The sequence below is a fragment of the Streptomyces sp. NPDC096311 genome, from assembly GCF_044763085.1.
In the GTDB taxonomy this organism is placed as follows: Bacteria; Actinomycetota; Actinomycetes; order Streptomycetales; family Streptomycetaceae; genus Streptomyces.
The window spans coordinates 109,417-129,464 of the sequence record NZ_JBIWFN010000003.1; the positions used below are offsets into that span (position 1 = coordinate 109,417).

At 65.4% G+C, this 20,048-nt stretch carries 28 protein-coding genes and 1 pseudogene; 12 read left to right on the forward strand and 17 right to left on the reverse strand.

Annotated elements, in window-relative coordinates; all coding sequences use genetic code 11:
• Window positions 1-17: 17 nt before the first annotated feature.
• Entirely contained in the window at window positions 18-845 is an 828-nt protein-coding gene (locus ACIRA5_RS08770; protein ID WP_403688816.1) for a glycoside hydrolase domain-containing protein, read from the reverse strand.
• 388 nt (window positions 846-1,233) lie between these two features.
• Between ACIRA5_RS08770 and ACIRA5_RS08775 the strand changes: the two genes are divergently transcribed.
• Window positions 1,234-1,950, forward strand: a complete 717-nt coding sequence (locus tag ACIRA5_RS08775; RefSeq protein WP_403688817.1) for a hypothetical protein — start codon at window positions 1,234-1,236, stop codon at window positions 1,948-1,950.
• Window positions 1,951-2,053: 103 nt separating this feature from the next.
• Complete coding sequence (locus ACIRA5_RS08780; RefSeq protein WP_403688820.1) at window positions 2,054-2,452, forward strand: hypothetical protein; 399 nt, start codon at window positions 2,054-2,056, stop codon at window positions 2,450-2,452.
• A 43-nt stretch (window positions 2,453-2,495) separates the two neighbouring features.
• On the opposite strand, the gene ACIRA5_RS08785 is transcribed toward ACIRA5_RS08780, so the two are convergent.
• Together ACIRA5_RS08785 and ACIRA5_RS08790 are read right to left on the reverse strand one after the other, a co-directional pair.
• Window positions 2,496-4,220: an insulinase family protein gene (locus tag ACIRA5_RS08785; RefSeq protein ID WP_403688823.1), complete on the reverse strand. Its 1,725-nt coding sequence runs from the start codon at window positions 4,218-4,220 to the stop codon at window positions 2,496-2,498.
• A gap of 33 nt (window positions 4,221-4,253) precedes the next feature.
• Window positions 4,254-5,207 carry a hypothetical protein gene (locus ACIRA5_RS08790; protein WP_403688825.1) on the reverse strand — a complete coding sequence of 318 codons (954 nt, stop codon included), beginning with the start codon at window positions 5,205-5,207 and terminating at the stop codon, window positions 4,254-4,256.
• A 316-nt stretch (window positions 5,208-5,523) separates the two neighbouring features.
• On the opposite strand from ACIRA5_RS08790, the gene ACIRA5_RS08795 reads away from it, so the two are divergent.
• Together ACIRA5_RS08795 and ACIRA5_RS08800 are read left to right on the forward strand one after the other, a co-directional pair.
• Window positions 5,524-5,967 (forward strand): hypothetical protein, encoded by a 444-nt coding sequence (locus ACIRA5_RS08795; protein WP_352044368.1) that lies wholly within the window; start codon window positions 5,524-5,526, stop codon window positions 5,965-5,967.
• 65 nt (window positions 5,968-6,032) lie between these two features.
• A complete protein-coding gene (locus ACIRA5_RS08800; RefSeq protein ID WP_403688828.1) occupies window positions 6,033-6,386 on the forward strand; it encodes a hypothetical protein in 354 nt (117 codons plus the stop codon).
• Between the two features lie 121 nt (window positions 6,387-6,507).
• Here the strand turns inward: ACIRA5_RS08800 and ACIRA5_RS08805 are convergent, their stop codons facing one another.
• Window positions 6,508-7,014 (reverse strand): GNAT family N-acetyltransferase, encoded by a 507-nt coding sequence (locus ACIRA5_RS08805; RefSeq protein WP_403688830.1) that lies wholly within the window; start codon window positions 7,012-7,014, stop codon window positions 6,508-6,510.
• A 105-nt stretch (window positions 7,015-7,119) separates the two neighbouring features.
• Between ACIRA5_RS08805 and ACIRA5_RS08810 the strand changes: the two genes are divergently transcribed.
• Both ACIRA5_RS08810 and ACIRA5_RS08815 read left to right on the forward strand, forming a co-directional pair.
• The gene (locus tag ACIRA5_RS08810; RefSeq protein WP_403688831.1) at window positions 7,120-7,605 is read left to right on the forward strand and encodes a GNAT family N-acetyltransferase; all 486 of its coding nucleotides are present in this window, start codon (window positions 7,120-7,122) and stop codon (window positions 7,603-7,605) included.
• 161 nt (window positions 7,606-7,766) lie between these two features.
• On the forward strand, window positions 7,767-7,994 hold the full coding sequence (locus ACIRA5_RS08815; protein ID WP_403688833.1) for a hypothetical protein: 228 nt from the start codon (window positions 7,767-7,769) through the stop codon (window positions 7,992-7,994).
• A gap of 77 nt (window positions 7,995-8,071) precedes the next feature.
• On the opposite strand, the gene ACIRA5_RS08820 is transcribed toward ACIRA5_RS08815, so the two are convergent.
• The 9 genes from ACIRA5_RS08820 to ACIRA5_RS08860 all read right to left on the reverse strand — a co-directional run bounded on the left by ACIRA5_RS08820 (window position 8,072) and on the right by ACIRA5_RS08860 (window position 14,226).
• Window positions 8,072-8,569, reverse strand: coding sequence for a hypothetical protein (locus ACIRA5_RS08820; protein ID WP_403688834.1), 498 nt, complete (start codon window positions 8,567-8,569; stop codon window positions 8,072-8,074).
• An 860-nt stretch (window positions 8,570-9,429) separates the two neighbouring features.
• Window positions 9,430-9,921 (reverse strand): SUKH-4 family immunity protein, encoded by a 492-nt coding sequence (locus ACIRA5_RS08825; RefSeq protein WP_403688837.1) that lies wholly within the window; start codon window positions 9,919-9,921, stop codon window positions 9,430-9,432.
• Between the two features lie 249 nt (window positions 9,922-10,170).
• The gene (locus tag ACIRA5_RS08830) at window positions 10,171-10,686 is read right to left on the reverse strand and encodes a hypothetical protein (protein ID WP_403688838.1); all 516 of its coding nucleotides are present in this window, start codon (window positions 10,684-10,686) and stop codon (window positions 10,171-10,173) included.
• 130 nt (window positions 10,687-10,816) lie between these two features.
• Window positions 10,817-11,416 carry a transposase gene (locus tag ACIRA5_RS08835; protein WP_403688841.1) on the reverse strand — a complete coding sequence of 200 codons (600 nt, stop codon included), beginning with the start codon at window positions 11,414-11,416 and terminating at the stop codon, window positions 10,817-10,819.
• Window positions 11,377-11,706: a winged helix-turn-helix domain-containing protein gene (locus ACIRA5_RS08840; protein ID WP_403688843.1), complete on the reverse strand. Its 330-nt coding sequence runs from the start codon at window positions 11,704-11,706 to the stop codon at window positions 11,377-11,379. The genes ACIRA5_RS08835 and ACIRA5_RS08840 overlap by 40 nt, the downstream gene beginning before the upstream one ends.
• On the reverse strand, window positions 11,636-11,893 hold the full coding sequence (locus ACIRA5_RS08845; protein WP_403688845.1) for a helix-turn-helix domain-containing protein: 258 nt from the start codon (window positions 11,891-11,893) through the stop codon (window positions 11,636-11,638). Before ACIRA5_RS08845 ends, ACIRA5_RS08840 begins: the two co-directional genes overlap by 71 nt.
• A gap of 366 nt (window positions 11,894-12,259) precedes the next feature.
• Window positions 12,260-12,838 (reverse strand): hypothetical protein, encoded by a 579-nt coding sequence (locus ACIRA5_RS08850; protein ID WP_403688846.1) that lies wholly within the window; start codon window positions 12,836-12,838, stop codon window positions 12,260-12,262.
• A gap of 12 nt (window positions 12,839-12,850) precedes the next feature.
• Window positions 12,851-13,897: a polymorphic toxin-type HINT domain-containing protein gene (locus ACIRA5_RS08855; protein ID WP_403689725.1), complete on the reverse strand. Its 1,047-nt coding sequence runs from the start codon at window positions 13,895-13,897 to the stop codon at window positions 12,851-12,853.
• A complete protein-coding gene (locus ACIRA5_RS08860) occupies window positions 13,897-14,226 on the reverse strand; it encodes an RHS repeat domain-containing protein (RefSeq protein WP_403688847.1) in 330 nt (109 codons plus the stop codon). Before ACIRA5_RS08860 ends, ACIRA5_RS08855 begins: the two co-directional genes overlap by 1 nt.
• A gap of 140 nt (window positions 14,227-14,366) precedes the next feature.
• On the opposite strand from ACIRA5_RS08860, the gene ACIRA5_RS08865 reads away from it, so the two are divergent.
• From ACIRA5_RS08865 to ACIRA5_RS08875, 3 genes are all read left to right on the forward strand, one after another.
• A complete protein-coding gene (locus ACIRA5_RS08865) occupies window positions 14,367-14,696 on the forward strand; it encodes a hypothetical protein (protein ID WP_403688849.1) in 330 nt (109 codons plus the stop codon).
• A gap of 75 nt (window positions 14,697-14,771) precedes the next feature.
• Window positions 14,772-15,077: a DUF6247 family protein gene (locus tag ACIRA5_RS08870; protein ID WP_403688852.1), complete on the forward strand. Its 306-nt coding sequence runs from the start codon at window positions 14,772-14,774 to the stop codon at window positions 15,075-15,077.
• A complete protein-coding gene (locus ACIRA5_RS08875; protein ID WP_403688853.1) occupies window positions 15,074-15,397 on the forward strand; it encodes a hypothetical protein in 324 nt (107 codons plus the stop codon). Before ACIRA5_RS08870 ends, ACIRA5_RS08875 begins: the two co-directional genes overlap by 4 nt.
• A gap of 265 nt (window positions 15,398-15,662) precedes the next feature.
• Here ACIRA5_RS08875 and ACIRA5_RS08880 read toward each other — a convergent pair.
• Window positions 15,663-15,911, reverse strand: a pseudogene (locus ACIRA5_RS08880) (RHS repeat-associated core domain-containing protein); the annotation flags it as partial.
• A 77-nt stretch (window positions 15,912-15,988) separates the two neighbouring features.
• A complete protein-coding gene (locus ACIRA5_RS08885; RefSeq protein WP_403688855.1) occupies window positions 15,989-16,471 on the reverse strand; it encodes an ATP-binding protein in 483 nt (160 codons plus the stop codon).
• Window positions 16,472-16,719: 248 nt separating this feature from the next.
• On the opposite strand from ACIRA5_RS08885, the gene ACIRA5_RS08890 reads away from it, so the two are divergent.
• From ACIRA5_RS08890 to ACIRA5_RS08900, 3 genes are read left to right on the forward strand one after another with little or no spacing between them, the layout of a single operon-like run.
• Window positions 16,720-17,571: a Scr1 family TA system antitoxin-like transcriptional regulator gene (locus ACIRA5_RS08890; protein WP_403688857.1), complete on the forward strand. Its 852-nt coding sequence runs from the start codon at window positions 16,720-16,722 to the stop codon at window positions 17,569-17,571.
• Window positions 17,572-17,579: 8 nt separating this feature from the next.
• Window positions 17,580-17,762, forward strand: a complete 183-nt coding sequence (locus ACIRA5_RS08895; RefSeq protein WP_403688859.1) for a DUF397 domain-containing protein — start codon at window positions 17,580-17,582, stop codon at window positions 17,760-17,762.
• A gap of 43 nt (window positions 17,763-17,805) precedes the next feature.
• Window positions 17,806-18,045, forward strand: a complete 240-nt coding sequence (locus tag ACIRA5_RS08900) for a hypothetical protein (protein ID WP_403688862.1) — start codon at window positions 17,806-17,808, stop codon at window positions 18,043-18,045.
• 180 nt (window positions 18,046-18,225) lie between these two features.
• Here ACIRA5_RS08900 and ACIRA5_RS08905 read toward each other — a convergent pair whose 3' ends face one another.
• Window positions 18,226-18,876 carry a hypothetical protein gene (locus ACIRA5_RS08905; protein ID WP_403688863.1) on the reverse strand — a complete coding sequence of 217 codons (651 nt, stop codon included), beginning with the start codon at window positions 18,874-18,876 and terminating at the stop codon, window positions 18,226-18,228.
• Between the two features lie 490 nt (window positions 18,877-19,366).
• Complete coding sequence (locus tag ACIRA5_RS08910) at window positions 19,367-19,987, reverse strand: DUF416 family protein (RefSeq protein ID WP_403688864.1); 621 nt, start codon at window positions 19,985-19,987, stop codon at window positions 19,367-19,369.
• Between the last annotated feature and the right edge of the window lie 61 nt (window positions 19,988-20,048).

The window sequence follows — 20,048 nt, forward strand, 5'->3', positions numbered from 1 at the left end:
CGGGATGCGTCCGAGTGTCAGCCGGTGATGGCGACCGGCGCGTCCCAGGCGTCGCGGTCCACGGTGATCGTGTAACCGCCGATGGTCTCCTTGCTGTTGACCATGTACTGGTGGGCGCGGCTGTGGCTGGTGAACTGGGTGGAGCCCCACGGCCAGTCCGAGGTCGTGGTGTTGACCTTGTCCCACAGCGCGTACCAGAGGTTGCCCGGCAGGTCCGTCTTGTCGGTCGCGGTCGCGATGGCCTTGGCGCTGGAGCTGGTGAAGCCGTAGAAACCGGTCCGGTACGTCTTGGCGTGCAGCGCCTTGTCGAAGGCGCGTACGTACGTCAGCGTGGCCTTGTTGCACGCCGCGTTCGTGATGTCGTACGACTCCATGTCCAGGTAGATCGGGCTGCCCGCCTTCATGCCCAGCGCGGACGCCTTCGCCACCGCGTCCGCGGCGTCGGTGGCGCCGAGCGAGGCGGCGTTGGTGGCGGTGAGCTTCTCCGGGTTGGAGCCGGTCTGGCAGGACGGCTGCGCGCCGACGTAGAGCGGTATGAGCTTCCAGCCCAGGGTGCTGACCGACTTCACCCAGGACGCGGTGAGGTTGGGCTGGCTGCAGCCGCGGTTCTTGCCGCCGATGTAGACGGCGGCGGCTCCGTAGAAGCCGGTGTGCCAGGCCTTCATCGCCGTCAGCGAGGGCGCGGCGCAGGTGTCGAAGGCGCGCCCCGTGAACGTCTTCTGGGCGGGCCAGGTGGTGGCCGCCATCGACGTCTGCGCCGCGATCCCGGCCCCGGCGACCACGGCCGCGCCTGCCGTCGCCCAAGCGATGTAACGGCCCTTCTTAGACATCCGATGGCTGGACATCCCCACCCCATTCATGACACGCGCACATCACGGCGCGCGAGACGCGCAGGACATGCGGTCATATAGATCGAATCAAGACAGTTCACGACAATTGGGCCCCGTCGGCGCCCATCCCGGCTCACCGACGAAAGAGGGTGACCGGCCCCCGGCGCGCGGGGCGGATCGCACCGTAACCGACGCCACCCCCTTGATCGGGAAACCCCGTATCCCAATCGCCACAAGAATCACTCAAGCCACGGCAAAACATGGGGAGTCCATGGAACCCCGAGCCCGTCGGCTCCCTCTTTTACTGATCTTTGACACACGGATGCCTGTGCATGGCCTGTGCACCCTTAGAGTCCGCTCGGCTCAACAGCACCTTTTCTCAAAGAAGGACTCTGACATCCCGATGCTTCACCCCTCTCGCACGGCCAAGGCCCTGCTCGCCGCAGCCGTGCTCCCGCTGGCCCTGGCGGCCTGCTCCTCCGGCACCACCGTTCAGCCCTCGTCCGCCAAGACGAAGCCGGCCAAGGACCCCAACGCCGGTCTGCTGACAGGTGCGCAGCTCAAGAAGGCGCTGGCACCCGCGTCGTTCTTCGCCACCGGTTTCGCGGTCGACCCGAGCGGCGCGCGGGACTCCGGCACCACGTACGCCCCGCCGAGCTCCTCGCCCGCGCCGAAGCCGGACTGCTCCCTGCTGGGCGGCACCAGCTGGATAGCGATCACCGGCGACTCGGGGGTGTCCTTCGCCCAGAACGACTACGTCAGCAAGAACACTTCCGAGGACATCGCCCAGGAGGTCGACACCTACCGCGGCACGACCGCGACGACCGTGCTGACGGACCTGGAGAAGACCGCCACCACGTGCGCGACCTTCACCGACTCCGACACGCACACCAAGGTGAAGGTCACCGGCGCCACCACGCCCGGCCTGGGCGACGCCGCGTACACCCTCACCCTGGCCAACAGCGCCTGGCAGAACGGCACGACCCTGATCGCCGTGCGCGCGGGCACCGACGTCGTCAGCGTCATGTCCACGGACGGCCACGACAACGGCGCCGCCACGGCGAAGAAGCTGGCGACCCAGATCGTGACGTCCCTGAAGGGCGAACACCAGCACGTGTGACCCGCTGGATGGGAGCATGACGCCCCCCGAGAGGTTTCTCGGGACCCGGGAGACCTCTCGGGGGGCTCGTAGGGCGCTCGTGGGTGCTCGGGGGTGTGAGGGCATGAGCATGGGCATGGGCATGGGCATGAGCGTGGACAAGCGTCTGGAAGCCGACTGGGCCCAGCGGATCGCGTGGTCGGTTCTGGCGGTCGCGTCGCTGGGTCTGCTGGTGTGGGTGCCGTTCCTGTATGTCGCGATCCGCCGCGGCAGGGGCTCGGACTGGGGTGCCTTCGCCGCGTTCCTGCTGTACGAGCTGGTGACGCTGCCGTGGGCGACCGTTCAGTCGGACGCGGGCGATCCCGTCCTCGGCGCGGTCGCCGTCGTCACTCTGGCGATGGCGGTGTGGCTGCTGCTGTTCGCGCTGTTCGACAAGCGCACGCCGAAGTACGCCACGGCGAACGCGGGGCGGACACCCGGGCCCATGCCGGGTCCGGCGCCGGGCAACCCGTATCTGCGCTGAGGTCACCCGGAAACCCCCATCCACACTCAAGGCACCCGGCGGTTCACCCCCGCCGGGTGCTTCGCACAACCCTGACGGCCGGCCAGGCGAGCAGCGCCCCGATGGCCCAGAGGAAGACGGTGAGGGCGGCCCATTCCCCGGTGCTGGTCTCCGGGTCCGAGGCGCCGAAGACGGTGTACGAGACGGCCAGGAGGGACCAGAGTCCCGCGAGGAGCCCGAAGATGACGAGCATCGCCGTCTGCCCGCCGGTACGCCGCGCCGACGCCTTCTGCTGAGCCACACCGGATCCTCCGGCCTGCCCCGCCGAAGCGGCACCCCCCTGCCGCCGCTGCTGCTGTTGCCGCTGCCGGGGCGGCAGCTGCACCACCGCGCGCGGAGGCACCGCCGCGTCGATGGTCGCCATGGTGTGCGCGTCGATCCCGTACTCCCCCGGCTCCACCTCCACGGACAGCCCGTCGGTGCCGATGAGCCGGCGCCCGCCGTCGGGCCAACTGAGCAGGGCGGCGCACGCGCGATAGAGCACGGTGGCCGCCTCGCCTCCCGCCGTCAGGCTGACCCCCTCGCCCCCGACGACCATGGCGGGGCCGTCCTTGCGTACGGCCTCGAACCGCGTGCCCGTGACGGCGTACGACGACGTGGTCGGGGCCGCCGTGTACCCGGCCCAGTCGGCCCGATGCCCCGAGGGAGCCTGCAGCAATGCCGTCCCGGCGGCCTCCAGCGCCACCGCGTGCACATGCTGCGGTGTCATCGCCCACAGCTCGGCGCGCAGTTCGTCGAGCCCGCGCGGCGGACGGTGGGCGAGCAGTTCCTCCGCCGCGCCCGGCAGCCGCCGTACGGCCGCGTCGGAAGCGGTCAGCGTGGCGTCGCTGCGCCCGCGTACGGCCTCCAGGTCGGCCTGCGCGATCCGGCCGACCTGAAGCCCGGCGAGCACGTCGACGAACCCGCCGAGGACCGCGTCCTGCTTGGCGGGCAGGGCGTCCGCGAAGGCGGTGACGGTCGCGAAACCGTCCCGGCGGGAGGTGTAGTCGCTGGCCGCCGTGTAGGAGTAGCCGCCCTCCTGGCGCAGGGAGCGGGAGAGTTCGCGTTCCAGGACGCCGGCGTAGAGCCGGGCGGCGGTGGTGTCGGTGACGACGGCGTCGAGCAGGACGCCGCCCTTGCCGTCGGAGAAGTAGGCGGGGGCGGTGGGGAGGGCGGAGGTGACGGCGGGCATCGGGCGCCGCTGACCGGCGGGCAGTTTGAGCGAGAGCCCGGCCGGCAGCCGCTCCCCCGCGATCCACAGCACGGCGTTGTCCCGGGTGAACCAGGCCCCGGCCCATTCCCGTACGTCGTCCGGCCGCAACCCCCGTACGCCCCACTCCGGATAGCTGACCAGCCCGTACCCCTGCGCCCCGTACCGCCACAGCGGCAGTTGTCCGGGCTCCCGGCTCGCCTCCTCGGTGCGCAGGATCTCCTTCTCGGTCTCCAGCCGCTCCATGGGCAGATCGAGGAGGGAGGTGCACACGCCGTCGAGGTAGGCGACGATCTCGTGCTCCGCGCCCTCCACGTGGAAGTGCGTGAACGCGGCCTTGGTCGCGCCGTTGAAGTGGTAGTCGGCCAGGCCCTGGCGGTGCAGCGCCAGGTGCTCCACCAGGTGGGTGATCCCGGCCCCGGCGAGCGTCTCGTCGGCGACGCCGACGCGGAAGACCAGTCCGGCACGCATGGGCCCGGTGGCGTACGCGAAGAGGGTGGGTATGCCGTCGACCTCGGTGTGATGGATGCCCTGGCTCATCGTCTGCCTCTGCCTGTCTTGTTCGGCATCCGCTCAGCCTCTTCCGAGGGCGGCGGAACGGTGTTTGACGTACGCGTCCGCGGGCTTGCCGAGGTAACTCCACGGGTACTCGGAGGCCAGGTTGCCCAGGGCGCGGAAGTGCGCGGCGGCGCGTGCGGTGTCGCCGGTCAGCGAGAAGAGCGCGGCGAAGACGCCCTGGATGGTGACCCAGCCGTACACCGGCCGGTAGTGCGGATGCAGGACGGAGTGTTCGGCGGCCTCGACGAGTTCGGCGTGGACGTGGGCCTGGCGCAGATAGTCGGTCCGCTCACTCCCCGCGGAGGGCAGATCGAGCCAGCGCTCCAGGTGCGCCTCCGCCACCAGACCACCGCTGAGCGACCCTTCGGGCGAGTTGAGCAGGCACTCGCGGGCGAACCCGTGCACCGCCTCCCAGCTCCCGCTCCACTTGGGACACAGCTGCTGGAGCAGCCGGGCCTGCCCGGTCAGGTGGTGGGGGTGGTACGCGGCCAGTCGGTCGTACCTCCGCCGCGCCTCGTTCTGCCCGAGTTGCAGTCCCATCGCCGTGGTCAGGCGCGCGGCCCAGGCCGCGTCGTGGGACGGGTCGAGGGCGGTGGCCCGGATGAGCAGCCGTTCGGCCTGCCGCAGGTGCTCGTGCAGCTGCCGGAACTGCTCCCGGCTGACGTGCTCGGCGCGCGCGCTGCTCCGGATCTCCCAGCCGATCTCGACCTCGCGGGTCCCGAGCATCGTGAGAGCCAGTACGTCGTCGGGGGCCGCGGCGACGACTTCCCGCAGGAAGTGCTCGACGCCGGGCACCTCGGCGACGACCCGGACGAGGAACGCACGGTCGGTGCCCTGCGGCAGTCCGTCGGCGTACTGCCTGATCCCCGCCCAGTCCCGCGCGGCGGTGGCCTGCCGCAACCAGCCGACCTCCGGGAAGGCGGAGGCGAGCTCGAAGTCGGGGGGTGGGAGGGACGCGTCGGTCGACATGGAGCGGATGGTAAGTGGCGGGTTGGAGACGGTTTTCGCCCAGGTGTGGGGAGGTTGTGGGAACAGAATGCCCAAACAGCACATACGGGCGTCGCCTTGACCCTTCGATGACTGATCTTGACCGGGTCATGACTCGAACTTGAGTTCGCCTTGTGGGAGGTGACCTCTCGCCTTGCCTCTGGCTTGGAACAATCCATGCAACCGCTGTCACCGTCACTTCCCAGCCACTGCCGCCCTCCCGTCACCGTCACCTCCCAGCCACTGCCGCCGTCCCGTCACCGTCACTCTCACCCCACCGTCACCAGGAGCCCCACCCGTGGCACTCAACACCCGTCGCGCCAGACAACTGCTCGAAGTCTCGGCCCCCTTGCTGCTCCAGGGCGAACAGGTCGAACTCACGAGCCTGGCCGGCATCGGAACGGTCTCGGTGCGCAAGCAGGCCCTCACCGCGGCGGTGGTCGGCGTACTCAGCGCGGGAACGGTGATGGCGACGGTCACCCCGCGCCCGATGTACCTCGTCCTGACGAACCAGCGGATCCTGTTCTTCGACGGCAACCGGGGCGGCAAGCCGGGCAAGTTGCTGATGAACCTCCCGCGTCCGTACGTCACCGCGAGCGCGCCCAAGAAGACCTTCCTGGGCCTCAAGGTGGTGACCCACCTGACCGTCGAGGGCCAGGAGGGCGCCCTCAAGGTCGACTTCCCGGTCCAGACCCGCGCCGACGGTCACCGGTTCGCGACGGCTCTGCCGGTGACGCGCTGACCTCGACCGCGTATCGCGTGGAGTTGAGGCGTATTCACCCGGGGGGCTGAACCGGCCCCATTCTGATGCCGGAGGCGACGGCGCTCGCCACCATCGGAGGCGAGACCGCGCAGGACTGGGCCGAATACACCGAGTTCGGCCTGGGCGACACCCAGAGCCGCGCATTCTGGAGGCACCTGATGACCTTCCGTCCCAGCCGCTTCCCCGGCAGCGGCACCATCATCGAGGAGACCCGAACCAAGGGCCGTGCCGAGGGTCGCGCCGAGGACATCCTCCGCATCCTCGACCTCCGCGCCATCGACATCCCCGAGGCCGCACGCGAGCGCGTCAACGCCTGCACCGATCTGGAACTGCTGAGCACGTGGCTCGACCGTGCGCTCACGGCCACCACCGCCGAGGAACTGTTCGCCGAGGCGTAACGAGCCCTGAGAGCAGAGGCCTCAGGGACGGTTCGGTGCCGTCCAGCTCGGCGCCGACCACGGCACCGAGCCGTCCCGAGGACCACGCACCCAGCCCCGCCGGGCACCGCCGCGCCACGGGTCACAAGGTTCGGCGCATGCAGACCCGCGGCCAGCGCTCCAGACCGTGAGCTGCCTCGCGTCGGCGGATGTCCTGGAGCCCGGGACCAAGCGCGCTGTCATCCAGGAACTGGAAACCGCAGCGCACGTAGTAGGGCGCGTTCCAGGGGACGTCGGCGAAGGTGGTGAGGGTGAGAGCGGGTATCCCGTCTGCCCCGGCCCGGTGGCCGACATGGTCCAGCAGCGACCGCCCGATGCCACGCCGCGCGCTGTCCGGGTGCACCGACACCTGCTCGATGTGCAGGTTGTCGTCGACGTGTTCCGCGATGAGGTACGCCACCGGCCTGTCGGCCTCGTCGACCGCGACCCAGGCGAGGTCGGCCCGCTGATAGTGGCCGAGGTCGGCGAGTGGAAGAGGCTCGTCGTCGGCGATCTCCGGCATGCCGATGTCGGCGAAACACCGCCCGGCGGCGCGTTCGATGTCCTGAAGGACGGGCAGTTCGTGGATGTGGACTGCTCGGATACGCATGGACGCATTGTCGCCGCGGGAACCGGTCGAGCACCTTTCCCCGCGACATCCACTACCTGTGGATGCAGCCAGTCATGTCAGTACCCGCCGTTAGTGTCACAGCCCATGAGTGATCAACGGCATGAGGTGATCGTCCGCAGGGCCGAACAATCCGACGTCGAAGGGCTTGTCGCATGCAGCGGTGCGCTGTTCGCCGAGGACGCCGGTACCCGCGATCCAAGCATCGACATCAACTGGCCACACGAGCACGGACCACAGCGTTTCGCGTCCGGCGTGACGGACCCGAACCGACTGCTCCTTGTCGCCGATCGCGGCGACGGCGAAGTGATCGGCTATCTCACGGGCGCGTTGATGGAGCCGTCCGCGATGAGACCGGTCAAGGCCGCGACGCTGGTGAGCATGTATGTGCGCCCCGCATACCGGCGCGACCGGATCGGCAGACGCATGGTGGACGCATTCCGGGCCTGGGCAAAGGAATCGGGCGCCGGATCGGCACAGGTGACGGCCTATGCGAGCAACGCCGAGGCCATTCGTTTCTACGAGCGCAACGGCTTCGCGTCCCAGTCGGTGACCTTGGAAGCGACTCTGTAGCCGACGTCACAGAAACGCTCGAACACGGCGCGCCACAAGGGAACACCGCGGCACAGCTCCGCTACACGGACCCACCACGTCTCCGTGAACGTCAGCATCTCCGGCATGCACCGAACCTTCACAACCACGTCCGTCGTCGCCCTCCTGATCTCCCTGACCGCGTGCGGCGGCAGTACGAGGCCGGGCAGGACCTGAAGCCCGGCAAGGGCCGCACATGGTCCGGACGCGGACGCACTCCGGTGGTCAAGGTGACGGGCAAGGGCTCCGGCCGAGTCCTGATGGCCGGGATGATCTGCGTCAGACCGGGCCATGACACCAGGCTGATCTACCGGACGCAGACCTACCGAGGCCGCACCGGCGAGACCGGACTGGGACCGGAGCCCTCATAAACCAGTCACCCGGACCTTTCAACCTCAGCGTCAAACGCTGCTGTGGCCCCGCTCTCTGCCTACATCGCCCCGAGGTGCTAAACCGTCGGAACCTTCGCGAGTTTATGAAAGGAGATCTGCTGCTCAACGACATCCGACAGGGCAGAGGGATTTGCAATTCGTTCTTCCAAGCCGGTGAGCCAGATGTCGCCTCCCTTCCAGTCCAGTGGTAGTCGGGACTTGGGCCACACGTCCACCATCTGACGCGCCAATCGAAGCCCGAACTCGACCAGCGATGGTGCTCCGGCCGCGGCGGCAATAAGTACCCCGTCTTCGAGTTCCCGCACCGCTGGCGGGAGGCCTCTCTCTTGCCGCAGGCTCACGTGTTCATACAGCGCATCGACGATAGTTGAAATCGTCGGCGGCTCCTCCAACGACAACCTGCTCTGAACAACAAGCCGCCGAGCAGCTGATTCATATTCGCCGGAGTGGCGCGCAAACGAAACGCTCTCTTGGATTCCGGAGGGAGCGACCATTCGCTGGCCAAGCGTCAACGAAATAACCGGGAATTCTCGAACCAGGACATGAATATGCACAGTGGGAAAGTATCCGTCCCCTACCGTCGTGCGGTCCAGAGTCACACCCTGAACGACAGGACCGATACGTCGCAGCAATCGCAAAGGCCGCCATTCCGAGAACCCCGGGAGGGTCACACGCCAATCAGAGGTGACACGCTTGGCGGTTGCCGCGTCAGACTTACTCAAGGATTCACCTCTATTGTCACATTCACGCCTGGAACGTTAATGGCGTTCTTGTCAGCCTGCGCCTTGCCGATTCCCCGTCCGGATTTTAGCACGAATTTATAGTCCCGCACAGTTACCGTGGCCGGATCATAGACGTCCGGCCGAGCGCTGCCGGCAGTCCCTCTGGCAACCGGAGCACCACCCGGGTAGCTCTGTTCAGTCACTAGTCCACGATTTCCGTAGATCCCCTGATAGCGCTGCAGCAGCTTATCCGCATAAGCGCGCTTGGCAGTTCCCTTGACTGCTCCACTGCCTCCCCCCCCTTACGCTCGGCCCGCGTTGCAATGGCCTGAACAAGGTCTGAGTCCGACGGGTTCGTCGAGCCATCGCAGGCGCAGGCGACGCCGTTGGGCGCAACGCCTCCGTTGCAATTGTGGACGAGGACCGGTGTATCCGCTGCCTCCACATAGTAGGTGTGGAAGGCTGGACTTTCCTGACTGGGATTTCGCAGGTGTGGGACGAATCAACGATGCGTCGACATCCGCCGACGTGTGCTGGAGTGCATCCCGGTTGCCGTCACCGTTGCCATCAAGACGCAACTCGGGAAGCTCCTACGCTCTTCAATCGCCACGCCTGCGGCGGGCAGTGAATCGATCCTGGGTCACTAACCTGTGCGTCGACATGCCTGCCCTGAACAGGTTGGCGCGGAAGAATCAACCTGGATAGTCACCCACCCCGACATCATCAAGAAACGCGCCCCAAAAACCGTTCAGATCCTCTATCGAAAGGGGATCAATCCGTTGGAGTTGTGCACGGATTTTCATCTCGGCCACTTCCGCATCATCAAGATCGCGTTCACGTCCGCACAAGGGAAGAATGTCCTGCAATTCCACCAGGGATTTGACGAACGAAAAAATGTCACGGTTCACCTGGAGTGGACTCGCCGGACTCCACGAGGCGAGGAGCAGAACACGCCCGGTCTCCAGGTCGACGCAAATCTCGTCATCTTCCCGCGAGAAGCCCACAACTAGGCCCTTGATGCGATATCCCATTCCTGCACAGGATGCGATATAGGGCGATCCAACCGCCCGAAAGATGGTCAACACAGCACCCGGAACACCACGTTCCTCCAGGTGCTTCGCGAGGTCGCCTGATACTGCGGACGGCAGTTTTCCGCGATAGGTGACGAACTTGAACTGCGACATCTTCGACCGACACCCTTCCTGCTCACTTCCATTCTCACCTGCAGACTCACGCATCCTCCGGACGCATGCACATCTGCCCCGAACGCAGTTTCAAGCCGCCCAACCAGCTCCCTACTGAAAAACCAATCGCCAGTCCGTGTAATCCATCCGCGATGAAGGCCCGGCACCGACGGCACTGTGAACCATATTGAACGGCAAAACCCGAGAGGCCTTCAGCGTAATTCAGACGGTCATCTCGGTAGCGCCGAGCTAATCCGTGGAGCCCTGGCTCAGATACAGCGATACTCTGATGGGGGTATCGTCGGGGTCAAGATGCTCGAGCCCCAGGATCACATGGATGTCGGTGACCTTCCAACAATCCACGTGCACAAAAGGAAACTCATCCATATCGAACACCAAATCCTCCGGCTCGACCGAGAATCTTTGGCCAAGTAGAGACGTGAGTTGGTTTGCCATCTCCCGACAGTCTTGGATTATTTCTTTATAGCCTTCGGTTACGACCCTGACATAGCGAGCCGAATTCAAATCGGCCTGCCACTCCTTCAGTGTCACGCCAACGATCACCAGATACCCGTCATTTTCAATGCCCAGGAGAAGGCCACTCCGCCCGAGGCGCTCCGGATATGGAAGGGACACTGAACCAACGGGCTCCCAGCCCGACAGGATCAGCCGGGACGAGATCTCCTCCGCGTTCCACGGACACTCGAACCGTACAGCTTCGTCAACAACGTGAAGTACCTGTTCAGAATCGACGTCAAGCATCATTTCCCCCCCGTTGCCAATATATGAACTTAACCGACAACATCACACAAGGAAACCGGGGCACCCCTCCTCAAACCGCGGGTGGGAGCTCCGGCGTCCGCTGCCGCTGAGGTTGAAAGGGCGGGGTGACGGGTTACGCGGGCTCCAGTCGCAGTCCGGTCTCGGCGATGAAGCCGTCGAGCACTTCGGGGCGGCCTTGGATGTTGTGGAGGCGGTTCTTCACGAGCGGGGTGAGTTCTTCGATCGCGTGGGGTGCGAGGTTGGCCAGGGACTTCTTCAGGTGGGCCCATACGCCTTCGACGGGGTTGAGGTCGGGCGCGTAGGGCGGGAGCTTGACAATGGTCAGCCAGTCGCTGTTGCGGTCGCAGAACTCTCGCAGGGCCTTGGCGTGATGAGTGCCGGCGTTGTCCGACACCACGATCAGTGGGGCACCGCCGAGTTGCCGGCGGGCGGAGGTCAGCAGACTGGCGAACTCGCGCGCCCGGAAACCCTTCTTCTCGCCGGTTCGGCCCCGGTACGTCTGCGTCCGGTAGATCAGCCTGGTTGCACGACCCGGCCTGAGGCAGATCATCCCCGCCGTCAGGACGCGACCTGAGCCCTTGCCTGTCACCTTGACCAGCGGCGTCCGGCCCCGCCACGACCAGGTCCGGCCCTTCCCGGGCTTCAGGTCCTGTCCGGCCTCGTCCTCGAAAGCTATCCACGCGCCCAGGAGCTGGGCCGTCCTCTTACCCATGACCACCGCTCCGTTCGCCACAACTCAACGGCCTGCTCGTCCCGCTCGACGGCTCTGTGCGCGGGGACCTGCGGTGACCAGCCCAGCCTGTGCAGCAGATACGACACCCCGCGCGGGGTGTACCGGCGTCCGAACAGCCGATGGATCAGCTCCGCGACCCTCGCCAGGGTCCACCGCTGGTCCTCCATCCAGCCGTGCGCCGCCGGGCCGGCCTCCAGCTCACTCTGCAACCGCTCCGTCTGGACATGGTCGAGCCGGCACGGAAAGCCACCGGCTGTCCTGGACTCCAAGGGCAGCACTGCCACCCTGACGCCAGTCTGTGTGCCAGGCATACGCCGACTTCCGCGTCACCCGTAACCTGCGGGCCACTCCCGGCGGCCGCACCCCTTGCCTGAACGTCTCCGCGGCCTCGAAGCGCACGGCCTCACACTTCGCCCGCCCCACGGCGGTCAGACCACCGCCATCCGCGTACCTCATGACGAGGATGTAGCACCGCCAACGCCAGCTGTCACCCCACCCTTTCAACCTCAGCGTCAAACGTCTGCGTGACGATGCCGACTGCCCGTCAGACGGACGCCGCTCAGCTTTTCCATAATTTCAGGCACCAGATTTTCCACGCGAGCTACCGACCATTCTGTACGTCAGTTCCCGTACGCTGCACAAAGGATGAGTCACCAGGCTGCCCGCCCCCAGAAATCTCGTACTCGAACAAGCGAAAGGGGTCCGCCAGAAAACTGACGGACCCTCACCTGAGATCGGGGCTAAACAATCAGCCCACAGGCCGACCGCAGCCAATTTGGCAGTGCTCTCTCCAGCACCCAGTCCGTAGACCAGCCCTCAGCATCAGGGCACGCTCCTCATCCACTCCTTCATAGCCCGGTGATAATGCATGGCATCGCTCCCGGCACCCACACGGAGGTTGAACAATTCCTCCTTGGAGAGCGAATCACCTGACGAGCTAATTTGGTCGGCCGCAGCCGCTTGCCCAGCAGCCTCAAAGGAAAACCAACTGTTTGCCCCAGCGGGGGGAGCCACCCCCCGCTGATCGAATTCATAGGCCACTGAGAACGCCGATCCGATCACCTGGGCTCGCGAGCGGTGCACATCGACGTCCATGTCGATCAGGCCAAGGACGGAGTCGAGAGCAGCCATTACAGCACGCGCCCACGGGCGACCCGAGGTCTCGGCATCGGCGCGGAGCCCATCCACCAGTGGTCGAGCCGCCCGCCGAAGCTCCGAGTCGTCACCAAGACCCCCGAACTCGCGCCAGTAGGACTCAACCACTTGGACAGCCGGGTAGGCGTCTTCTGCCGCACCTACCGTCTCGGCTTGCAAAGACACGATGGAGTCCACCCGGCTGGCAGCGACGACCGCAAGGATACGCCTCCGCATGACGAATGACCCATCAGGGGTTTCAGGCACGACGCTCCCTCCTTAATTCCAAACAGCCAGAGTCTTGGTGAGGATCTTGCCGCCAGTTCGCTCAATCAATGGTGCACAGAATTCCTCGCAGAAGTGATTGCTCGCGATCAGCATCTTAGGTTGCACACCTAGGTTCATCGCTTCAGTGAGCAGTTTCCCCTCCGCGTGATTCCGTCCAAGGAGGTATGGCTCATCGATCTTTGCGACACCAGCACGGCTGGGCAGCTTGGGATAGATCCTCAATGCCTCATCTTCGGCATCCGCCAAGCCGATCTGCGCCTCTGAGATATCCGCCTGAGCGCCGACCGCGAACAAATCGAGACCCCCTCCAGAGACTGGAACGTGAAGCCCACCAACGGTCTTCTTGAATGCCCCGGCTCCCATTCGTTTAGTCATGGCATCAACACGAGCCTGCAGCGCAACCGGATCCGGCGTGGCCGAGCCGCCGCAATTGTGGACCAGAACCGGGGTGGCGCCAGCCTCCACATAGTAGGTGTGGAGGGTGCCGATGGTGAGGTCGTAGGTGGTGGTGTTCGCGTGGTAGAAGCGGACGCCGGTGACCTTGGCCGTGCCGGTCAGGGTCTGGAGGACGTCGTCGACCTTCAGGTCCTTGGCCTCGACGAACGCGGACCGGGTCTCGTCGTAGAAGGGGTGACGGAAGGTCGTCGTCAGGTGTGCTCCCTGACCGTCCTTCTCACCCCTGTCGGCCTGGGTGCTCTGTGCCGAGGACGCCGCGCTGACCGCGGCTACCGGCGCCGTCGCCGGCTCGTGGCCGCCGTAGCCGTGGCTCGCCACGAGTGCGCCGAGCACCGCCGCCGAGGCCGCCAGGCCCAGTGCCGCCTTGCGGGCCGCCTTCCGGCCCAGGGACTTCGCCCCGCCCTTCACGGCCTGTTTGGCCGCGGCCTTCTTGATGGTCACGTCGACGAAGTCGTGGTCAGTGTGCGTCACGATCACCGCGGTGACCTTGTGCGACTCCGTGCCAGCCACTCCTGGCACCGAGTTGGCGATCGTGTCGCCCACCCGCACATGGTCGATCGCCATCGCCGAACCGTCCGCCATCAGCACCCGGGTCGACCCTGTGAAACTGTGCGGCTTCGGCTTGCCGGGAACGTCGCCGACAACTGCTCGCCGTTGGTGTCGTACACCGCGTGATTCTTGGTGCCGTCGGGCGCGGTGATCTGGGCGACATTGCCCATCTGGTCGTAGAGGTACGAGGTGGTCTTGCCGCTCGGGCTGATCTCGTCGGTCTGGTTGCCGTCGTTGTCGTACTTCCAGACCGTGGTGCCCGCGTTGGGCGTGGAGCCGCCCGCGGGGGTGTACGACGGCAGCGCCTCGGAGACCTTGTTGCCGTTGGCGTCGTACGCCGCTGGTTGAACGTCTCGCTTCACCTCCGCAGGAGGCTCGGCGCACGCCGTGGGACACCTGCCGGCCATCGGGCCACACAGATCACCGCACGACGCTCCACACCAGAGTGCATACTGGAAGAATGAATTGTTGAGGGCGTTGATTATGTGTCATGCTCGACCGCATGAGTACTGAGGACGTGCGATACCAAGAAGACCTGAAGACATCAGCACTCATCGCCATCGCATGCCAGCAGGAGGTCATCCGCCAGGCGGAAGAGAAGATGCAGAAAGAACGGGAAAAGCTCGCCGTTCTCGTCTACGCCGCCACTACCAAGACCCCGGGCAACCCCATCCCGTACGGCCGCGTCGAGCATGTCGCGCGACTGCTGGGCGTCAAACGCGACCGCGTCGCCAAAATCCGCGCCGCAGTACGAAGGAACCGGGCCAAGGAAAGCGAGCCTCACTCCGAGGCAAACTGTTCCACACCCCACTCGCTCCCTGCCGCAGCCTGATTGCCCCACTCCTCCGAAGGGAACCCGCCACTCATGACCACCGCGCCCCTCGAGACTGGGACCTCCGTCCCCCCCATGCCCGAGAGGACCCCAAAGGCGCTCCGCGCGGCCATTGCCCAGCACGCGCCGCAACTCCTCGTCGACTTCGACCGGCACTGGCGCCGGGACATCGCCGACGCCTATGACCTCGCCCCCGTTCCCGCCTTCATGGCCCGATGGTGGAGCGAGTACGCCCTCGCCCGTGACCCTCACCTCGAAGCCAGGGTTCACCACCTGGAGGACGAGGCCGCCCAAGCACCCGACTACACCCACGCCAAAGCGCTCATCGAAGAGGCCGGACGCATCCGCCGCACGACCGCAAAGGCGGAACCCGGCCAGTGACCAGCGCATTCATGGGGCCTCCCTGGCAGGCCGACTGGACGAAAGAAGCCGACGTCAACAGGAACGCCCTCCCCGCTCAGGCCCGCTCCCTCGTCGATGCCGCCCGCGCCGAGCTCGTCACCGCCAAGGACCCGTACTTCCGGGGCATTGACAGCGACCGCGGCCTACCGGCCGGCATGAGTGTCGAACCCGTCCAGTCCACCCGTCCCAGCGGTGAGCACGTCCTCTACTTCGATCACGGGCGTGGATGGCTGCGGTACCACTTCGCCCCCCGCACCACCGACCCTCAAATCGTGATCGACGAGTGCTTCTGGCAGTAGGCCAGGCCACCGGCACACCCCACCCTGCCGTCGGTCCAGCAGCGTACAAACAGCCGTTGCTGAGTACGACGCCACGACCGGCCCGGGCATACGGACGCCCCAGGAGCGGCCGCCACCAGCACCTCACTCGCCCCTTCCCGAACAGCCCGCCGACGACCTTCATCGCCTTGGGCGCCACCTTCGCCAGAAGCTTGCCGCCCAGCTCGCCGAGCGCATTCTTCGCACCGCAGATCGCGTCGTACCAGGAACAGTTGCCCGACTCGTCCGTGCCCGCCATCGGGTTGTCGTCGACGTAGGCGAACGGGTTCGCCGCCACCGAGTTCGGCACCGCGTTCAGCGAAATGCTGTCCTTGTTCAGGAACTGGCCCGTGTCCGGGCTGTACCAGCGCGACGCCGTACCCACGTCGCCCGTGCCCGGCTCCGTCCACCCCGACTGGAAGCCCAGATGACCCGTCACCGTGTCCGTCGGTGAGACCACCTTGCCCAGCGGGTCATACGACGCCGAACCCGCCAACGACGAAGCTCCGCCGGTGACGGCGTGTCAGCGGTACCGCATCAGTACGTGGCAACCCTGGAACGCACGCAGACCGATCACGCGACGGCCGCGCCGCAATCGGCGGCCGGCAGGCCAAGCTCGCACCACAGCAGCTTTCCGCCCCGCCCGAAGAGGTCGTCGCCGAGCGGGTAGCCGCCCCACGCGTCCGCGTAGCGGCATACGAGGAACAGTCCGCGTCCGCCGTCCGCCTCGGCGGGGACGGCGTGGGGCACGCCGGAGCCCTTGTCGAAGGGAGGCGGGATGTGGGGGTCGGCGTCCCAGACGCTGACGCGAAGGCCAGCGCTTCCCAGGGCGCGGAGGCGGAGGGTGGCTGGGCCGGTGGAGTGCCGATAGGCGTTCGTGACGAGTTCCGAGGTCAACAGCTCGGCATTGTCGGTGAATTGGGACATGCCGTGTCCGGCGAGGACGGCTCTGAGGGTGACGCGGGCGATGCGAGGCGCGAGCGGATCGTGCGGCAACTGAAGGGCGTACGCCCAAGACGGGGACGCATCGGACTTCTGCGGGGATACGGTGACCATGAACGCCTCCTGCGGTGAGGGGACTTGAATTCGCTGCACGAGTCCGTCCGGGCGGTGGCATGTCGCGTGGGCACGTAAGTGCTCTGGGCAGCGCGGTGCGCTCCCGGCTTACCGGCGAAACCAGTGGAGCGGCTTGGGACTCACCGTAGATTGCGACTGCTGAAGGTTTTGCACCGTCCAGCAAAACCTTCAGGGATTTACTTCGTGTGAGTGACCACCACGCCAGATGTGCGGAACGGAGCGAGGACATGGCACCAAGGAGCGCGCCGTCAGCGCGCCGCCTCCGGATCGGCGTGGAGTTGCGCCGCATGCGCGAGCGTGCGGGCATGACCGCCGCGGAGGCGGCCCGCACCCTGGGCACGACGCAAGGCCAGATGAGCAACATCGAGGCCAACCGCTTCGGCGTGAGCGCCGACCGCGTCCGCACCCTCGCCCACATCTACGGCTGCACCGACCAGCCCCTGGTCGATGCTCTCGCCGGTATGGCGGCGGACCGTACGCGCGGCTGGTGGGAGGAGTACCGCGAGACACTTCCGCCCCGGCTCCTGGATCTGGCGGAGCTGGAGCACCACGCCACCGCGCTCCGGATGACCCAGGTCATCAACATCCCGGGCCTGCTTCAGACACCGGAACACGCGCGCACTCTCTTCCGGGCAGTAGTTCCCGCCCTGCGCCCCCACGAGATCGAGTACCGCGTCTCCCACCGCATCAAGCGGCAGGCCGTCCTGTTCCGCGAACAGCCGGTGTCCTACACCGCGATCGTCCACGAAGCGGCCCTGCGCATGCAGTTCGGCGGCCGCGAAGTGGCCCTGGCCCAGTTGGAGCATCTCGCCAAACTCGCTGAACAGCCGAACATCAACCTCCGGGTCATTCCGTTCAACGGCACGCCGTTCCCGACCACGGGCCATGGCGTGGACTACTTCCATGGGCCTGTGACCGCCCTTGACACCGTCGAAGTCGACACAGCCCATGGCAGTGAACTAATCGATGCGGCAGGACAGTTGGAGAAGTACCGTCTGGTCCTGGACCGGATGGAGGAAGCCGCCCTGAACCCCACAGCCTCCCGCGACCTCATCGATCGCATCACCCAAGACCTCTGAGGACCCCGATGCCCGAACTGCACTGGCAGAAGTCCACCTACAGCGAGGAAGGTTCTTCCTGCGTCTACCTCGCCACCACCCCTGGCGGAACGATCCTCCTCCGAGAAAGCGACGAACCGGACACCATCCTCACCGTCGACCCACGTCAACTCGCCACCCTGATAACCGCCCTGCGACCGAGGCGCCGCTAACACCTCGGCCGGTACATTCCGCCACCTCGGCGCGGAGGCCACGATGTTCAATGAGATCGTCTTCACGGGTCTGCCGATCAATCGTGACGAAGTCGAGGAGGCCCTAGAAGCCGCGTTCGGCTCCGACAGCGAGACAACGGGTGCGGGCAACGGCAGGGGACGGTGCCATCTCGACCTGGAGATCGGGGCCGGCCTGGCCCCCGGCCCGGCGGCGGAACGACTCCGGGCCGTGTTGACCGGTCTCGGTATCGAGAGTTGCGCGACCGTCAACGTCAGCGACTGATCACCTGAAGCCCTGCCCGAACCCCGGCCAACCAGCAACGCTCCCGATCCCCACGCGCCCCAAGGGCTTGGGCCGCTCGCGTGACGGCCTCACCACGCTTCACAACAGCGCTAACGGCGCCGCATGTCGCCCCAGCCCAATTGAGAGGAGACCTCACCGAAGCACCGAGCACCCAGACGCTCAGCAGACCATGAGGATTTCCTCGACACTGACCCCCAGAGTCGATGCAATGTAGGCAATGAGAACACGTGCGGTCACCTCTTCGGAGAAGTCGCCGGAAAGGTTATTGCGGATCTTTTCCGGGACGCCCTCCAAGGCGCCAGATGAAATCGCAGGGTGCAGCCATTTCAGCCATTCAACCACGGAAGCGATTCCATACCGAATACGCGCATCGGAAACACCTCCATCCGAAGCAGCTCGCATAATTCTTATAGCCGCTGCAAGACGGTCCACGGGATAGCTGTAGCCAGTCAGCACTTGGTCGATCCGTGAAAGTGAGGTAATGGCAGCCGCTGACGCAATAAAACCATCTCTACTTCTCACGTCGGGCATGGAGTCGGCGCCTGGGTCGACAACGACCGTCACAACCGTTGCCTCGTCCCACGCATCGACGCCGATCGACAGCGCGACCCGCGCCTCCGCGCTAACCACCGGCCACACGAAGAACGGCGGGTCCGACGCCTCACGTAAAGTGAGGTACCCCATGGAAAGAACCACCTCACCATCGAAAATCTGACGGGACGCTTTCGGTGCAGCACCACGCCACACACTCACCCTAACGGGCGCGATCTGCGCACGCACAGTGAGCACAACATGGTGCGCATCGTTCACCGGCGGGGTGGATACCAGTAGGCCAATCCTGGATCGCCACCCGATCCGATAACAAGCTGCCCGTAGTTAAGAAAGACCTCGATTTCGCCGATTTTCACGGAATCCTCCGCAGATGCCGCCCGCTAATGCCCACTTCCAATAATTCACCCTTATGCCGTATGCCCAGGTAGAAGTTCCGCCAGTTTTTCTACAGCTTCGGCATCGGTTCTCCATGTCTCTCGAAATTGTATGCGGGACATCTCACCCCAAGTCTCGCCATAAATCCAGTCCCCGTTGAAGAAAATGCTCAGTACCACTGCTACCACTCATCCTAGGGCTGCGCGAGGCCCTCCAAAGGGACCTCCCGCATGATGCGGGGACCCGAAGCAAGGGACGCTCAATCCAGGGATGCAAATTGGGCCATATTGTAATTAGGGCGGCCGACGGCGAGTGCGTCTACGAGCACATAAACAGAATCCAGGAATCGAGTAGGAAGGGTTTCTGGATACCCTCATCCATCCGACAATCCATTCCCAGGGTTCCCACCCAGGGATTGCGCGCGAGCGTGTTCCCGAATGGAGACCGCCACAGCAGACTGTTGCCCCAGGGGACCCGCCAGCAGCTCGACAACGCCGCTCTGGCGGCGCAGTTCACTCTGGACAATGTTCGCCGCAAGAACTTCCTCAACCACCTGCTGATCCATGAAGGGAGCGTCCGCCGCGCTGGAAGCAATCGAATCCACCGCCTCGTACGCCTGCTGAGCTACACGGGCAGCGAAATCCAACTCCAGGCTTCCGCAGTATTCGATCAGCAGGCCAAGAGCGGCGATTGCGTTCTCGGCGCATGCTGACCATTCATTCCACTCTTCATCCTGATCCGGCAGGAGCTGAAATACCTCACCTGGATCAGGGAGTTCAGTAGGCACCCACTCCTCGCCTGATGCAAGGAGCTCTTCCCAAATCCGCTCGAGGATCTCCTCCACACTGTCCGGATCGCCGACTTCCTCAAGCTCCGCGAACCTTCTGTATGAAGGAAGCAAGACCTCTGCACAGGCTGCCGAAAAAACTGCCACCTGCCAGTCGTCAAGCCCGGCCAATTGATCACGAATATCATCCTGGCTGAAATCAAGCATATTTATTCGCCTTCCCGTCAGCCGAACTTCCGCATCACTGCCCTAAATGGACTGACAAGCT

Bases quoted from the DNA above. Each gene is read 5' to 3' on its own strand.
- ACIRA5_RS08885 (WP_403688855.1), bottom strand. From the start codon at position 16,471: ATGGTCACCGTATCCCCGCAGAAGTCCGATGCGTCCCCGTCTTGGGCG.
- ACIRA5_RS08870 (WP_403688852.1), top strand. From the start codon at position 14,772: ATGCCCGAGAGGACCCCAAAGGCGCTCCGCGCGGCCATTGCCCAGCAC.
- ACIRA5_RS08810 (WP_403688831.1), top strand. From the start codon at position 7,120: ATGAGTGATCAACGGCATGAGGTGATCGTCCGCAGGGCCGAACAATCC.
- ACIRA5_RS08890 (WP_403688857.1), top strand. From the start codon at position 16,720: ATGGCACCAAGGAGCGCGCCGTCAGCGCGCCGCCTCCGGATCGGCGTG.
- ACIRA5_RS08775 (WP_403688817.1), top strand. From the start codon at position 1,234: ATGCTTCACCCCTCTCGCACGGCCAAGGCCCTGCTCGCCGCAGCCGTG.
- ACIRA5_RS08845 (WP_403688845.1), bottom strand. From the start codon at position 11,893: ATGAGGTACGCGGATGGCGGTGGTCTGACCGCCGTGGGGCGGGCGAAG.
- ACIRA5_RS08800 (WP_403688828.1), top strand. From the start codon at position 6,033: ATGCCGGAGGCGACGGCGCTCGCCACCATCGGAGGCGAGACCGCGCAG.
- ACIRA5_RS08780 (WP_403688820.1), top strand. From the start codon at position 2,054: ATGAGCATGGGCATGGGCATGGGCATGAGCGTGGACAAGCGTCTGGAA.
- ACIRA5_RS08900 (WP_403688862.1), top strand. From the start codon at position 17,806: ATGTTCAATGAGATCGTCTTCACGGGTCTGCCGATCAATCGTGACGAA.
- ACIRA5_RS08910 (WP_403688864.1), bottom strand. From the start codon at position 19,987: ATGCTTGATTTCAGCCAGGATGATATTCGTGATCAATTGGCCGGGCTT.
- ACIRA5_RS08835 (WP_403688841.1), bottom strand. From the start codon at position 11,416: ATGGGTAAGAGGACGGCCCAGCTCCTGGGCGCGTGGATAGCTTTCGAG.
- ACIRA5_RS08805 (WP_403688830.1), bottom strand. From the start codon at position 7,014: ATGCGTATCCGAGCAGTCCACATCCACGAACTGCCCGTCCTTCAGGAC.
- ACIRA5_RS08770 (WP_403688816.1), bottom strand. From the start codon at position 845: ATGTCCAGCCATCGGATGTCTAAGAAGGGCCGTTACATCGCTTGGGCG.
- ACIRA5_RS08865 (WP_403688849.1), top strand. From the start codon at position 14,367: ATGAGTACTGAGGACGTGCGATACCAAGAAGACCTGAAGACATCAGCA.
- ACIRA5_RS08785 (WP_403688823.1), bottom strand. From the start codon at position 4,220: ATGAGCCAGGGCATCCATCACACCGAGGTCGACGGCATACCCACCCTC.
- ACIRA5_RS08830 (WP_403688838.1), bottom strand. From the start codon at position 10,686: ATGATGCTTGACGTCGATTCTGAACAGGTACTTCACGTTGTTGACGAA.
- ACIRA5_RS08790 (WP_403688825.1), bottom strand. From the start codon at position 5,207: ATGTCGACCGACGCGTCCCTCCCACCCCCCGACTTCGAGCTCGCCTCC.
- ACIRA5_RS08855 (WP_403689725.1), bottom strand. From the start codon at position 13,897: ATGGCGGACGGTTCGGCGATGGCGATCGACCATGTGCGGGTGGGCGAC.
- ACIRA5_RS08895 (WP_403688859.1), top strand. From the start codon at position 17,580: ATGCCCGAACTGCACTGGCAGAAGTCCACCTACAGCGAGGAAGGTTCT.
- ACIRA5_RS08825 (WP_403688837.1), bottom strand. From the start codon at position 9,921: ATGTCGCAGTTCAAGTTCGTCACCTATCGCGGAAAACTGCCGTCCGCA.